This is a genomic window from Mesorhizobium amorphae CCNWGS0123, from assembly GCF_001686985.1.
Taxonomy (GTDB): domain Bacteria; phylum Pseudomonadota; class Alphaproteobacteria; order Rhizobiales; family Rhizobiaceae; genus Mesorhizobium; species Mesorhizobium amorphae.
The window spans coordinates 309,878-324,672 of record NZ_CP015322.1 but is presented as its reverse complement, the minus strand read 5'-3'; the positions used below and the strand labels follow the sequence as shown (position 1 = coordinate 324,672).

General features: G+C 60.8%; 7 protein-coding genes and 8 pseudogenes. 7 read left to right on the top strand and 8 right to left on the bottom strand.

All coding sequences use genetic code 11. From position 1 onward, the window contains the following. The first annotated feature begins 146 nt into the window (after positions 1 to 146). Positions 147 to 698 (top strand): hypothetical protein, encoded by a 552-nt coding sequence (locus tag A6B35_RS31485; RefSeq protein ID WP_156788641.1) that lies wholly within the window; start codon positions 147 to 149, stop codon positions 696 to 698. 111 nt (positions 699 to 809) lie between these two features. Beyond that, positions 810 to 1,823, top strand: a pseudogene (gene istA / locus A6B35_RS31480) (IS21 family transposase); the annotation flags it as partial. Here istA (A6B35_RS31480) and A6B35_RS35955 read toward each other — a convergent pair. Both A6B35_RS35955 and A6B35_RS35950 read right to left on the bottom strand, forming a co-directional pair. Further along, entirely contained in the window at positions 1,808 to 1,978 is a 171-nt protein-coding gene (locus tag A6B35_RS35955; RefSeq protein WP_156788640.1) for a hypothetical protein, read from the bottom strand. The pseudogene istA (A6B35_RS31480) and the gene A6B35_RS35955 sit on opposite strands and share 16 nt — an antisense overlap. 49 nt (positions 1,979 to 2,027) lie before the next feature. After that, entirely contained in the window at positions 2,028 to 2,351 is a 324-nt protein-coding gene (locus tag A6B35_RS35950; RefSeq protein ID WP_006199672.1) for an IS110 family transposase, read from the bottom strand. 307 nt (positions 2,352 to 2,658) lie between these two features. Between A6B35_RS35950 and istA (A6B35_RS31475) the strand changes: the two are divergent. From istA (A6B35_RS31475) to A6B35_RS31460, 4 genes and pseudogenes are all read left to right on the top strand, one after another. Continuing rightward, positions 2,659 to 4,184: pseudogene (istA, locus tag A6B35_RS31475) on the top strand (IS21 family transposase). Between the two features lie 10 nt (positions 4,185 to 4,194). Next, positions 4,195 to 4,935: an IS21-like element helper ATPase IstB gene (gene istB, locus A6B35_RS31470; RefSeq protein ID WP_065518369.1), complete on the top strand. Its 741-nt coding sequence runs from the start codon at positions 4,195 to 4,197 to the stop codon at positions 4,933 to 4,935. Positions 4,936 to 5,149: 214 nt separating this feature from the next. Beyond that, positions 5,150 to 5,703 (top strand): annotated as a pseudogene (locus A6B35_RS31465) (transposase family protein); the annotation flags it as partial. A gap of 242 nt (positions 5,704 to 5,945) precedes the next feature. Then, positions 5,946 to 7,092, top strand: a pseudogene (locus A6B35_RS31460) (IS30 family transposase). A gap of 16 nt (positions 7,093 to 7,108) precedes the next feature. Here A6B35_RS31460 and A6B35_RS31455 read toward each other — a convergent pair. From A6B35_RS31455 to A6B35_RS35015, 3 genes and pseudogenes are all read right to left on the bottom strand, one after another. Then, a complete protein-coding gene (locus A6B35_RS31455) occupies positions 7,109 to 8,275 on the bottom strand; it encodes an amino acid kinase family protein (RefSeq protein WP_006206943.1) in 1,167 nt (388 codons plus the stop codon). Positions 8,276 to 8,649: 374 nt separating this feature from the next. Beyond that, positions 8,650 to 10,014: pseudogene (locus tag A6B35_RS31450) on the bottom strand (IS701 family transposase). A gap of 64 nt (positions 10,015 to 10,078) precedes the next feature. Beyond that, positions 10,079 to 10,773: pseudogene (locus tag A6B35_RS35015) on the bottom strand (IS5 family transposase). A gap of 657 nt (positions 10,774 to 11,430) precedes the next feature. On the opposite strand from A6B35_RS35015, the gene A6B35_RS31435 reads away from it, so the two are divergent. Further along, positions 11,431 to 11,775: a LysR family transcriptional regulator gene (locus tag A6B35_RS31435; protein WP_006206946.1), complete on the top strand. Its 345-nt coding sequence runs from the start codon at positions 11,431 to 11,433 to the stop codon at positions 11,773 to 11,775. A 488-nt stretch (positions 11,776 to 12,263) separates the two neighbouring features. On the opposite strand, the pseudogene A6B35_RS35010 reads toward A6B35_RS31435, so the two are convergent. The 3 genes and pseudogenes from A6B35_RS35010 to A6B35_RS31415 all read right to left on the bottom strand — a co-directional run. Continuing rightward, positions 12,264 to 13,296: pseudogene (locus A6B35_RS35010) on the bottom strand (IS110 family RNA-guided transposase). A gap of 117 nt (positions 13,297 to 13,413) precedes the next feature. After that, positions 13,414 to 13,905 (bottom strand): hypothetical protein, encoded by a 492-nt coding sequence (locus A6B35_RS35945; protein ID WP_006206950.1) that lies wholly within the window; start codon positions 13,903 to 13,905, stop codon positions 13,414 to 13,416. Positions 13,906 to 14,091: 186 nt separating this feature from the next. Next, a pseudogene (locus A6B35_RS31415) lies at positions 14,092 to 14,627 on the bottom strand (IS5 family transposase); the annotation flags it as partial. Between the last annotated feature and the right edge of the window lie 168 nt (positions 14,628 to 14,795).

The window sequence follows — 14,795 nt, the reverse complement described above, 5'->3', positions numbered from 1 at the left end:
TTTGCCTCCGACTTAATATCCCACGCTTGGCACCGTTACAGCCACCGTTACAGATAGCCAAGCATGTGCCGTGCCAAACGAAAAAATCCGCTCAAACAGTATGATGGCTCTGCCGATAGAACTTCGGTTTGCTACAGCCGTGCATAATGACGACACCAATGTACGGGATCCGACGTTACTCCGCCGTCCATCCGATAGGTGATCGGTCGCCTTCCGGTGCTGAAGACAGTGCTGCGCGACCGGTCGCCACGTTTGATGTCGCGTGTCACGTCGAAGGTGCGCAAAGCTCTGGGGCGATGGTGGCGCGTAAAGTTTCGCCCGCTCGTGTCACCGGACTTTCTTCGCTGCACTTTTACGACGACAACGTGTTCAACCTTGTATCCTACATCGAGCGCGGCGAGATGACATCCAACATCGGCAAGACCAACTCGTGGGCAGATATTGTCACGGCACAACAGGATTTTCTGTCGAAGGGAACCGGCCGCAAGATCGTTCTGCTCGTGCCCCTGACATCCAAACCGACGCTTCTCTTAAAAAGCGAGATAACCATGAAGATCAAGGAAATCCCGTCTACGCAAATGACCTGCCGGTCAAGAACGGCCCCTATGTTATGGCCAATGCGGCGCGGCAATCAACGTGAGAGCGCAGCGTCAATCAGGATGAGAATGCCGGCGGGTTGGAACGCAGGGAGGGTGTAGCCCGACTGGAGTTTCAACCCGCCGGCGGCGCGTTCCTTTTCCGGGGCGTCGTCTGGTGATCACGGTCGACCGGGTATGCGGTGGTTTTTCCTGTTGGGGAGGAATCACTTTGTGCCCGGCCGCCACGTAACCGATCACCAATTGAGGCTTTTCATGAAGTTCCGGAAGACCAATACGACGGCCGTCGCGGCGGCGAAGGCGTCGATCAGCACGGCCACGGCCTATCGCATCGAGAAGGATTCGAGACTGCCGTCACAAAAGAAGGTTCCGCGGCAACGACGCCGGCCCGATCCGCTCGCCGAGATTTTCGACGCCGAGATCGTGCCGCTGCTGCGGGCGGCTCCTGGCATCCGGCCGGTCGCCATCTTCGACGAGATGATCAGGCGACATCCCGAACTGAGCATCGGCATTCGCCGCACGATCGAGCGCCGTATTCGATCCTGGCGCGCCATCCATGGCGAGGAGCAGGAGGTCATCTTCCGACAGGTCCACGAACCCGGACGCATGGGATTGTCGGATTTCACCGACATGGCCGCCGCCGGCGTCACGATCGCGGGCCAGACGCTCGATCACCGGCTCTACCATTTCAGGCTCGCCTATTCGGGCTTCGAGCATGCGCATGTCGTGCTCGGCGGCGAGAGTTTCGTTGCTCTGGCGGAAGGCTTGCAGAATGCGCTGTGGTCGCTCGGCGGGGCTCCCCGCGAACATCGCAGCGACAGCCTCTCGGCGGCATTCCGCAACCTGGACAAGGACGCACGGGAGGACCTGACGCGCCGCTACGACGAACTGTGCGGCCACTACGGCATGACGCCTTCCCGCAACAATCGCAGCATCGCGCATGAGAACGGGTCTATCGAGGGGCCGCACGGCCATCTCAAGCGAGCGCTCAATGACGCGCTGCTGATGAGAGGATCGAGCGATTTCGACGACCTGGCAGCCTACCGTCGCTTTGTCGACGAGATCGTCAGCCGCGTGAATGCTCGCAACTCCAAGCGCATCGACATCGAGCGGACCGAACTTCAGGAACTGCCCGTCCGGCGCACTTCCGACTACGAGGAGGTCACCGTGCGCATCACGTCATCGGGCGGGTTCACGCTGCGCAAGGTGTTCTACACCGTGCCTGCGAGCTCGGCATCGAGAGCGATTATATGCTGATCGATCTGATTGAGGCGTAGCTTGTGCTGACGCTTTAGAAGCGGAATCGTCAGGTTTTTCTCCTGGTTTTTAAGCGCGGTTCTGTCGCGCATCAGACCGTCGCGGGCGCTGATCAGTTCAGCCAACCTTGCCTGTTCGGGGTTTATAGCCGGGCGCACGGGCGGCTGCATTGTGCTAGCCATGCGGGCCAGCATCACTGCATCGATCCGGGTCGGTCTTGGCCAAGGTTCCAGCTGCCTGGGCAAAGCGCCGCGCACGAGCGGGGTTGAGCTTGACGCAAGGCAGATCAGCCAGAGCTTGCTCGAGTTCCCGGTGGTAAGCGCCAGTCGCCTCATATGCCACGCATTCGACTGACCATTGTCCCAGCCATGTAATTAAGGCTTTATGGCCGCGGGCAGTATTGGCAAACTGCTGGTTGCTGCCTACAGGATAGGCATGAGCATCGAGTGTTGCTTTTGAGATATCGATGCCGATGGTTTTTGGTAGGGTATCGCACATCTTTTCCGCTATCCTATTCTTGTTATCCGGGCCCAAATGCCCCGGTTTCCGTTCAGGCCTGATGGAAAAGAAAGGGGTGATCACACTAATCGACGGTCCTCAACTGCGGATTCCGAGGCGATCGCGCGCAGCGTTCCGATTTGATTGCGCGCGGCATTCCGAAATGATGGGGCGCAGCATTCCGAGAATTGTCCGCGCAGAATTCCGAAGCCATCGCGCGCAGTTTGGAGTTGGGAGAGCCTGATCGTTGGGCCATTTTCCGGCCGGATAGCGACCGGAGGGATGGATGCCGACGAGGAGGGTTACGATGCGCCACGTGCGCGAGATTTTGCGTTTGAGCCTGGAAGCAGGACTATCGACGCGGGTGATTGGCGAGCGTACCGGGGTCGGAGCAACGACGGTCCGGGATATGTTGAAGCGGTTTGCACGCTCCGGGCTGAACTGGCCGGTCCCTGTAGAGATGAGCGACGCCGACCTGGAGTCGTGCCTGTACGGCTTACCTGGGGTGAAGCCTGGCCGGCGCAAGCAGCCGGAACCGGACTGGTCGGCGGTGGTATGTGAGCTGAAGCGCAAGCATGTGACGCTGCAGGTTCTGTGGGAAGAATATATCGGCGCGCACCCGGATGGTTATCGCTACAGTCGTTGGTGTGACCTGTTCCGGCGCTGGGAAGGCCGCCTGCCTCTGACGATGCGGCAGCACCACGCGGGCGGCGAGAAGATGTTTGTCGATTACGCCGGCGACACGGTGCCGGTTGTGGTCGACCGCCGGACCGGTGAGGTGCGCGATGCCCATCTGTTTGTGGCGGTGCTCGGCGGATCGAGCTTGTCATTTGCGTGCGCGACGTGGACCGAGCGGTTCGCCGACTGGATCGAAGCGCACAACAGCGCCTTCGCCTTCTTTGGCGGCGTGGCTCATCTGCTGGTCCCCGATAACGCGAAGGTTGCGGTGATCAAGGCGTGTCACTTCGATCCGATGGTCAACCGCAGCTATACCGACATGGCGCGCCATTGCGGCACGGCGGTGCTCCCGGCGCGGCCGAGGAAGCCGCGGGATAAGGCGAAAGTCGAGGCCTGCGTCGGCATTGTCGAACGCTGGGTTCTGGGCCGCTTGCGTAACCGGATCTTCTACAGTCTGGCCGAGGTGAACATTGCGGTCGCCGAGTGCATCGCCGATCTCAACGAGATACGGGTGCTTCGCCAGTTCGGCAAAACGCGGCGCCATCTGTTCGAGGAGATTGACGCGCCGAACCTCAAGCCGCTGCCGATCGAACCGTGGGTCCATGCTGAGTGGAAGCGTTGCCGGGTCGGGCTCGATTATCACATTGCGATCGAGCATCACCATTACTCGGTCCCCTGGCGCTTCGCCCGCCGCGAGGTCGAGGCCCGCATCACCGCACGCACCGTCGAAATCTTCCTCGAAGGCGAACGCATCGCCGCGCACATGCGTGGCAGCGGCAACGGGCGGCATACGACGATCCCCGAACATATGCCGTCGAGCCACCGGCGCTACCGGGAATGGACGCCGTTGAAAATCCGGGAGGAAGCGGCACGGATCGGCCCGATGCTGTCGCTGCTGGTTGAGAAGATCATCGAGGATCGGCCGCATCCCGAGCAGGGTTACCGTTCATGCCTCGGCATCATCGGACTGGAGAAGCGCTTCGGCACCGAACGCTTGGAAGCGGCCGCGCGGCGCGCGCTGGAGATCCAGGCGCGCAATTATCCTTCAGTCAAATCGATCCTCGAGAAGGGGCTCGACAAGGTTCCGGTGCGCAAAGCCCGGAGCACACGCCGATCTTCCACACCAACATCCGGGGCCCCGGATATTACCACTGAAAGGACTGCAATGCTCAAACACCCGACACTCGAACTGCTGGGGCAACTCGGTCTGGCAGGCATGGCGCATGCGTTCACCGAACTGGAGAGCAACAGCGATGCCGCCAACCTTAGCCATGCCGAATGGCTTGCCCTTCTCCTCGATCACGAGGCGACCTATCGCAATGACCGGCGCCTTGCGCTTCGCCTTCGTCATGCCAGGCTACGTCACCATGCCGTGCCCGAGGACGTGGATTACCGTGCCGTGCGCGGTCTCGATCGTAGGCTGTTCGACAGGCTGCTCAAAGGTGACTGGATCGCGGCCCATGAGAGCTTGGCCATCATCGGGCCGGCGGGGGTGGGGAAGAGTTGGCTGGCCTGCGCCATCGGCCACAAGGCTTGCCGTGACAATCGCTCGGTACTCTACACCCGGCTGCCGCGCCTGATCGATGATCTGTCCCTGGCCAAAGGCGATGGCCGCATCGCCGCGCGCATGAAAAGCCTCGCCAGGGTCGATCTCCTCATCCTCGACGACTGGGGACTTGAACCCCTCGACGGCAATGCCCGTCATCACCTGCTCGAAATCCTCGAAGATCGGTACGGGCGTCGCTCAACGCTGGTGACCAGCCAGCTCCCGGTGGCCCGTTGGTTCGATCTGATCGGGGACCCCACCTACGCCGATGCCATACTAGATCGCCTCATTCACAACGCTCACCGGCTCGAACTCAGCGGCGAATCCATGCGCAGGTCGACCATCTCCGCTGCCGCTTGACCGGACCGCAAATACGGTGACATCTTGACCCGACGATCAGGTGCTCCACCTGCGCGCGATCAGATAGGAACGCTGCGCGGCATCAGATTGGAATACATGCGCGCGATCGTCGGAATCCGCAGTCCCTCAACGACCTAGACAACTTCGATCCATCCCCTTCCGCCCGATCCGGGATGGCCATCCCGGATCGGGCATCTCTTACTGAACCAAAGGGTTGGAAAGTCATAAGACAAGACAACCCCATCAAGAGAGGCTGAGAGTGCTGGCGAAGCGCTACGGGACCAACCAGAAGACGGTCATCAAATGGAAGGGGCGGACGTCGGTGAGCGATGTGCCGACCGGTCCGAGAGAGCCTAGGTCGACGGTTCTGTCTGTCGAGGAAGAGGCCGTCATCGTCGCCTTCCGCCGGTACACGCTGCTGCCGCTGGACGATTGCCTCTACGCCTTGCAGCCGACAATCCCGCACCTGACGCGTTCGTCATTGCATCGTTGTCTGCAACGCCACGGCATCGGCCGCTTGCCGGACGTAGAGGGCGACAAGCCGCGAAGAAGAAATTCAAGAGCTATCCGATCGGCTACTTCCACATCGACGTCGCCGAGGTGCGCACCGAGCAGGGCAAGCTGCACGTGGTCGTCGCCATTGACCGAACCTCGAAGTTCGCCTTTGTCGAACTGCATGAGAAGGCCACCACCGCTGTCTCGAGAGACTTCCTGCTGCGCCTGATCGCGGCTGTTCCCTACAGAATCCACACCGTGCTCACCGACAACGTCCTAAGCGCGGAAGGAAATGCAGCCTGCAATCAAGGTCGTAAGCATGCTCTTGCTGCGCGCCGTTGGTCAAGTCATCGAACCAGGCGGCTTCCAGGTCTCAGGGTCCGCACGAAGGCGGCCCTCACCGTCCTCAACACGAGCTTCTGATCCAGGCGGAAGAGCGGAACGACCGTATTTGCCGGTGGGCTCAATCGGTGAGGGCAACATACTAGTCTTTCATCGAAGATGGAGTGTGGGCCATGAAGCAGCGACGTCGCATCTATTATTCTGCCGCCCAGCGATCGGAGATCTGGGATCGATGGCAGGCTGGCGAGTCGATGAAGTCGATTGGGCGGCGGTTTGATCGGGCGTCATCATCGGTGTTCTCGGTGATCTCCCCAGCCGGCGGCATTCGCCCAGCCGAGCGGCGACGGGCGCCCAAGGCGCTCAGTCTGGGCGAATGGGAGGAGATATCCCGAGGGCTCAGTACGCGGTGCTCTTTGCGTTCGATCGCCCACACACTGGGTCGATCGCCGTCCACGATCAGTCGTGAGGTCCTTCGCAATGGCGGGCCTGGACGGTATAGTGCAGCACGTTCCGATCACGCCGCCTGGGATCGGGCCCTGCGCCCCAAGCTGTGCAAGCTGGCTTGCTGTCCGTCCCTAGCCCGGACAGTGTCGGTCAAGCTGCAGCGGAAATGGTCGCCCGAGCAGATTGCCGGCTGGCTCAAGCGCATCTACCCAGGGGAGCCGCATAATCAGGTGTCGCACGAAACGATCTATCGCAGCCTGTTCATCCAGGCACGTGGAGTGCTGAAAAAGGAACTGCTGGAGCATCTGAGAGCCAGGCGCACGATCCGCCGTTCCCGGCACGCCAGCATGAAGCGGAGTGGGCTGGGCCAGATCAAGGATGCAATCTCCATCAGCGAACGGCCCGCCACCGTCGAAGATCGAGCAGTTCCCGGCCACTGGGAGGGCGACCTCAGCGGCGGGTCCAAGAACAGCTACGTGGCGACGCTGGTCGAGCGCCACTCGCGCTATGTGATGCTGATCAAGGTCGCCAACAAAGATACCGAAAGCGTCGTCTCAGCCCTAATCAAGCAGTCGCAGAAATTGCCCGGAGAACTCTAGCAATCGCTGACGTGGGACCGAGGCAAAGAGCTTGCCGACCACCAGCGGCTGGCACTGGCCACGGACGTCGAGGTCTACTTCTGCGATCCTCGATCACCTTGGCAGCGCGGCTCGACTGAAAACACCAACCGACTGCTGCGCCAATATCTGCCACGTGGCACCGACCTATCCCTGCAAAGCCAGGCAAAGCTCAGCGCCATCGCGCGGCAGCTCAACGAACGCCCCAGAAGGATCCCCAGCGGAGAAGTTCGCTGAGTGTGTTGCAGCGATCGGTTGAACCCGCCACGAAGGGCTTACTGCAGATCTCCCTGCGCCTTATTTGCTCGGATGAGCAGCGACCTATAAGCCGAGCGCTGCCTATCCTTTCTCGGCCCAAGCCGTTCGGCAACCGCTCCAGGGTACATCCGTTCGTGGATCTGGCGCGCCAAGGAAACGGCCCGCTCGTAATCACGATCCAAGTGGACGCGTAGCACTGAAGAATCAAGCTCTGTCACTGCGGTTCTTGGTTCAATGGACACTGGCCGAGGGCTCGCCAGCTCGACAAGCCGCATCGCGAAATCGATGTCACTCATTATGCATATGCTGACCGCGCAGTTGTCTTCCACACAGATGGCGCTGATATCGTGCCGCTCAAGAAACGCGCCGAGATTGTCGCGTTCTGCAAGGCTGGCGCACAACAGCACTGCTGCGTCACGAGCTACTGTCACCGAACGGGCGTTTCCATGGCCTGTTACAATCGTGCCCGTGACGGCTCCGTCGCGGGTGAGCGATTTGCAAACAATGGCGACCGCGTGCTTCTCGGCATAATCCACTGCCTTGTGGTGCAGTACCTTTGCCCCATGTCGCGACATTTGTGCGATTGTCCCATATGCAATCTCGGCGATCAGTTGTGCCTGTGGGACAAGATAAGGGTCTGCCGTGTAGACACCCGGGACATCCGAGTAAATTTCGCAAGCGTGCTCTCCGAGCATGGACGCAATTACGATAGCAGTCAGGTCAGAGCTATTTCTGCCGAGAAAATTCAACCTACCGGACTCATCAATTGCTTGGGCTCCCGCAGCAATGACAACGTCGTGCTCCAGCAGTGCTGCGATAATTGGCTTGGGATCCACGCTCTCTACGGACGCGCGTCCGAAGTCTGAATTCGTACGTATTCCAAGTGAATAGCCGTTCAATGACATTACGGTAATCCCTAGCCGGCTGACGGCGGCCTCCAGTAGGCAAGCACTGAGCATCTCTCCGGTTGCGAGTGCCGCATCGAGGTTCGATGGCGATGCTTGCTTGTTGACGTCGAGCATGACTGCTTTGAGCTTATCGGTTGTTCCCGACATTGCGCTGACCACGGCAACGATTTTCTTTTCGCCTGCCGCGAGTCGGTCGGCTATATGGCCAGCAACTCGACCGTAGTCGTCAGGATACAGAAAACTAGAGCCCCCGAATTTCAGAATGGTCGTGTTCATGTTCCACCAATCAGGTTGTTGGCAATTGCAAACTTTGCGAGGAGAAGTGCGTCAAGCGCAGCCTCGACCAGTTGTCCACCACCACGAAGAACCGTTCGGTGGCAGGCCCCGTTTATCGGACATGTTAATTACTCCCGTTGGGCGCATCAGGCTCCCGACCGGGGTCTGGCCGGCGATACCACCCACAGATTATGCGAGGATAAAATTCTCAAAAACTACCCGGATTGGTAGGTGGCAGTGTCGGTGCGCTCGCTGTGCGTCAAGCTGAAAACCAGCTCGGATACTAGGCTGTATGTTGGAGGCGCGCGTCATACACGAGCCCTTTGCAAATGCTGTGCCGCAGATCCTCGGTTGTTTGATCCCGAGCTTTAGCACTACTTTGGCAGATTTTTAGCGGAGAGGGTTCTGCGGCAGTGGGGACAACGGATTGGGGCGGCTGCGCGAGCGCGGTGAGGATGGCTTGCCTGACGGCGGGTAGGCTCGGTTGGGGCGGCGGGCCAAGGATTCATTTTTCCCCCTCCCGCTTGTTTGAGGCAGCGAGATTGCAGGAAGGCGTAGGCGATCATCGTCATCAGCGCGTGCCGGTGCAGGCCCGTCCATGAGCGTCCCTCGAAGTGGTCGAGGCCAAGTTCCTCCTTGAGCTGCTGATGCGCCTGTTCGCAGACCCAGCGCGCCTTGATGGCGCCTGCGATCTGCTTGAGCGGGGTGTCGGCGGGCAAGTTGGAGAGGTAGTATTTGCGCTCGCCGGTCGAGCGGTGCTTGCCGATCACCCAGACCTCCTCGCCCGGTAGATGCTGAGCGCCCATGTCGCGGATGCGCTGGGGTGGGCCATCTGCAACCCGGACACGGACAGCGGCGAAGCGCGCCGCGAGGCGGCCTTTGGTGCCACGCCGCCAACTGACCGCGCGCCATGGGGCTGTCTCCAGCATCGCCTGCGCGGTCATCGACTTCACATCGGGGATATGCCGCTGGCGCGGGCGGCCACGTCCGACAACGGGAAAGATCATTGCCACGTCGGCGGGATAGACCTTCTGCTTGAACGGGATACCGACGGCCCAGGTAAGGCCGCGCTCGGTGAGCGCCTGCCGGAAGGGGCGCTCAAGCCATATCCGGCATCGGCGAGCACGCAGCCAAAGCGTGGGCCGGCTGCGCGAGCCCGGTCGATCTCGGCCAGCGCGATTTCGGGCTTGGTCCTGTAGGCACGATGGTCCTCGGGCACACCGGCACGGTCGAGCCGGGCGGGATCGGAAGTCCAGCTCTCGGGCAGAAACAGCCGCAATCACACCATGACCGGCACTTCGCCAGAGGCCAGCGTCAGCGACACCAGCGTCTGGCAGTTGGCGTTCTTGCCAAGCGCCGAGGCATATTGCGGCGCGACGCCGACCGAGTGGCGCCCCTTCTTGGGGAGCGCGGTGTCGTCCACGATCAGCCACGCATCGTTCCCTCCAACTTGTCCGTCGGCCTCCGCAAGGAGCACCTTCTCCAGCGGCGCAGCATCCCACACGCCGCTCGCGATGAAGTGGTGCAGTTGGTCATAGTTGACGCCTGCGTCGCGCGCCGCCATCGGTTGAATGCTCTTGCGATCCCCAAGGCCAATCAGCCCAGCAATATAGGCCGGACACATCCGCGCACGCGTCTTGTGCCTCAACGCCGAGACGAACGGCTCAAGCCACTGCTCCAGATCGACTTGCCAATCCCTGTTCATGGCCGGCCCTTCCAACAGCCGACCTCTCATGAATCACGCAAAACCGCTCCTGGGAATCCTCAAAATGCTCCCAGAAATAAAAAACTGCCAAAGTAGTGTTAGGACGTAGACTCATAACCGCGCAGCCAGATGCGGATTGCGACGAGCTTGAGGGCGGCGAGGTAGTTCTCAGCCAGCTTGTCGTACCGGGTCGCGATGCGGCGGAACTGCTTGGCCTTATTAAAGAAGCGCTCGACAAGATTGCGTGCCTTGTAGAGGGAGGGGCTGAAGCAGATCGGGTCCCTGCGGTTGGTCTTTGGCGGGATGTTGGCCCATGCCTTTCGCTCCTTGACCGCCGTGCGTAGCGCGTTGGCGTCGTAGCCCTTATCGGCCAGAAGCATGGCTCCCTCAGGCAAGTCGGCGATCATGTCCGGTGCCGAGGCGATGTCGCTCTTCTGGCCTGCGGTGAGCGTCAGCTTGATCGGCCTGCCTTTGGCGTCCACAAGTGCGTGGACCTTGGTTGTCAATCCGCCTCGGGAGCGGCCGAGACAATGATCTCGATCCCCCTTTTTGCTGCCGCGCCCTGCTGATGGACGCGAATAATGGAGGTGTCGATCATCTGCACCTTACCGTCGTGGGCTTTGGTGATGGAGTCCATGAGGCGGTCCCATACACCTGCTTTCCGCCATCGGACAAAGCAATTGTAGCAAGTGGTGCGTGGGCCATATCGCTCTGGCAGATCGCGCCATGGTGCACCGGATCGCAGCACCCAGAAGATGCCGTTGAGCACCCGCCGGTCATCAACGCGGGGCACGCCTCGCGGCTTGTTGGGCAAAAGCGGCTCGATCACGCGCCATTCAAAGTCAGTCAGTCATATCGGCTCATGCGGAGCCTGAATCAGATTCCGCCGCAACATGAAAGCCTTAGCCTGAGAACGAACTGTTGCAGGCAATGATAGACAAATGGTGATCGCCGATCCGGACCATAGGCACTACTCATGTGACACCTGCCTGCGACCCTTCATTCTCGGGGCTAGAAGCAAACCAAAAAGCCCTTGGCGAGCCACTCCGCAAGCGCGAACGTGTGATCATTGCCGCTTCGTCGAACTGTGTTGCGGTTCGGCCAGGCTAGGCCTTTATCTGGACTTCTCGCCCAACGGCCCACCGTTTCACGACTGACTTCCCGCGCTGACCATCTCGGCAGTAAACCTGCCCGAAGCTGGACAAGAATGTCGGAAACCCGACGAAACGATCGAGCGGGCCGGCCTGTCGGTGTGGACGAGTGGTGTAACTCACAACGGTGCGCCAATCGGCACGCAACTTGCGTGGGTCACGGCGGACGGCCGCAGTTCCGTCACGGACTCCCGTGGTGACTAATCAGTCTCTCAACGTTAACGCGTGTAGACTGAAAGCAGTCCTTTATAGGCCAGAGGACGACGTTGATACCTGGTCGTTCGGTTCGCGAGTGTTCAATGGCCCATCGCAATGATGATCTCCTGTCCCTCACTGTCCTCAGTGCCCTCGAGGTATTCGAAGTATCGGCACGCCATCTTTCGCTCGAACTTGCAGCTTCCGAGCTGAACGTGACAACGGAAGAGATAAGTCGGCAGATCAAAGTCATTGAGGACGAGCTCGGTATTCCGCTGTTTGTGAGGCCAGGAACCGGCGTGATGCTTACCAGCGCTGGCAAAGACCTCTACACCGAGCTGGCAAGCATTTTTTCCAAGGCGTCCGATATCGAAACGACCATTAAACGTGGCGGTCGTTCCCGGATGTCACGATTGCCTCCAACGATGCGTTCGCGTCGATCTGGCTAATACCGCGATGCCGCACAATAGGGCATCGCACAATGATATTACAGTAGACCAAGTGCCGCTGCGCATGCAAGATATTCCTGCGTAAGTGCCTACGAGATCGCCCGGCGGCAGGGCGTCCAGCATCACTGCCTCGCCGATGACAGCAGCGATTGGAAGCCCACCGCCGAAACTCTTTCCCAGCGCTACCGGCTCCACCCCCTCAGAGTCTTCTCTGATTGGGGTCGTTGTGGTCAAGGTGCTCCTGCACTTTTTTCTGGACCGTTCCGTGGGTCACTCGCTTCTCTTCGCGGTCAGCGCTTGGGCCGCCGCATTATGGGGTCAGGGAGAGCGAGGCGTCTCAATCTGTTTCACGACCTTGCCGCGCTTGGGCCGGCAGGTTCGGGACTCTCAACGAGATCGCCTCGCCCATCGTCCCCAGGGAACGATCCGGGCATCGCCCTTTCGGGCGAAGGCTTTGTTCGTGTTGCTTGGTCCTCGATTTGCTCAGGTCACGCGGCCAGGTGAACAGGCTCCTTCCCAAAGCGGAACTCGGTCGCGTCGGCCCACATGCTATGCAAAATGACGGCCAGTTTGCGGGCGACCGCAACCCGGGCTCGTGCCATGCCGCGCCGCCTGGCGATGTTCATGCCCCATGCTCTGAGGCTCGACCACTTCTTCGATCGCACCAGCAGTGTGTGGGCCGCCTCGCAAAGCGCGGTGCGTGCAAGTTCGTCGCCGCATCGGCTGACCTTTCCCTGGATGTCGGTCTCGCCGGACTGGTAGCGCGCCGGCGTCAGCCCAGATGCGCCCCCACCGCCTGCGACAAACCGAACCGCTCAGGCCGGTCGATCGTGGCGCGGAAGGCGACCGCGGTGATCGGCCCGACGTTGGGCGCGCACTTCAGCCGCCGCCAGACTTCTTCATTGCGGACGATGTCGAGAACCTGCTTCGTCAGGCGGGTGAACTTTCCCAACATCACACCGAGGATTGCAAGCAGCGGCTCGACCGTCGCCATCACCTCGGCGTCAGCGCTCCGTCAACTACGCACGCGGACGGCAAACGCGCTGCGCGACGCAGGCCCAGCTGACGCCGGCCTCGCGCAGGATCGCCCGCACTACGTTCTCGATCGAACGCATCTCGTTCAGCACCGTGCGGCGGGCAACCAGCAGCGGATGCCACAGCCGGCACTGCCTGCTCTTGACATGCCTCTGCCGATACCAGCCAGTGAGCATGATCTGCGCCAGCGCGCGGGCGTCATTGCGGTGGTCTTGTTGGGCATCGTCTTCATCGCCGCATTGGCCTGCCGCGTCTCAATGCAGGTCGCCGACAAGCCTTCGGCGTGCAGTCCATCGTGAAGCCAGGCCGTCAGCGGGCACGCTTCCAGGCCGATCCGCTCAAGCGGCAAGCCGGTCCCCTTCAGCGCGTCACACAATGCCTGCGGATCGCTCAACGCTCTCGCCTCTTCGCGATCCGGCCAGTCTCGTCGACAATGCAAATAGAGGTCTCTTCCAAAGACACGTCCAGTCCGGCAAAGTACTTCATGGCTGCTCCTTCCAAATGTTTGTGTCGACTTACATCGACCACGTTTTCACATTTCCACAGGAGCAGCCGCCATCACTGGCTCGGTCGAGACCCCGATCACCCCATCTGTTTTGAAATTCAAGGATGAGCGTTTCGGCGGATTAGTCCCGCACGAGGCGGCGCCATCGGGTCTTGCAGCCCAAGGTCCGCTCGAGGAACGTCTGTACAATGTTGCGTGGAACTGGTCATTTTGCTTGGTGATTTTGGGCCAGCCGAGCCATCGATCGGGGGTACCCGGAAGATGATCTCGATGTGCGCGTCGTCGATTTCGACCCGGCGAACCACGGTGCGGATGATCTGCCGCATGCCGGTCCGATCAAGGCCGGCGAGCCCTGCTGTCACCTTGGTGGAGAAGTCTTCCAGACGGCTGATGAGGCGCAGACGCGCGACAACACGATCGCCAGTCAGGTCATTGCGTTGCAGCAACGCATCGCCGCCGACGGCTTCATGCTTGAGCCAGGTCACAGCTATCTGGATAATGGCTACAGTGGTTCGATTCTGCTTCGCCCGGCGCTGGAGCTGCTGAGGGATGCGGTTGCCAGTGGCCACGTCGAGCGTCTCTGCGTACATGCGGCCTCCGCCTCCATCACCTCGAAGCGTGCCACGCCGCCGCCTTGGTCCCGGCTCACAGTATGCCGGCGGCTCGAGCAGATCGGCTACCAGACACGGGCAGGAGCTACTCAACAAGCTGCAGCCTACGACTTAGACGCTCGATCCGCACCGACCACTCAAAGGCACACTTGGCAACATTGTACAGCGGTTCACGGCCCAGCGGCGGGGCAGTATCTGGAAGCCCTTCTGGTCTTCGGATCGACGGATATCTCGACCACGAAGTCGAGATAGGTGGCTTTGTCCATGAGCTTCAGCCGGCCATAGGCGCCATCGGCGAACAGATGCTTCACCCAGGGCCCAGCGCTTGCGGATACCATCCAGGATCGCCTGAGCGCCGGCACTGTCGGAGATATCGGCGGTGGTGAGGTAGACCATCAACAGCCGCCCATCCGTATCGACGGGATGTGGCGCTTGCGGCCGACAATCTTCTTGCCGGCGTCGTACCCTCTTGTTTCCGCTTGCGGAGCCTTGACCGACTCGCTGTCGATCACGCCGGCTGTGGGACTGGCCTCGCGCCCGGCTCGCTCGCGGTCCAGCATCATTGCAACGTCGTGGATAGTCTGGAACAGAAAGCGCCGCGCCAACTCGCGGGACCAGCCGTAGACCGTCTGTCACGGCCCGAAATGGATCGGCAGCATCCGCCAACCGCAACCAGAGCGGACCAGGTAGCGCACAGCGTTATTGTTTCTGAGACGCGTATGCCGGGTGCAGGATCGTTTTCGCGGTCGACATCGGTCGCCGCATGATGGAGCTTCGCGGGAGGAGCCTTCAAATGTGGACGACGCACTCTGCTGAGCCAGCGGTGCACCCCATCAAGCGGAATGGCTCTGCCACGTCCCCGGCAGGGA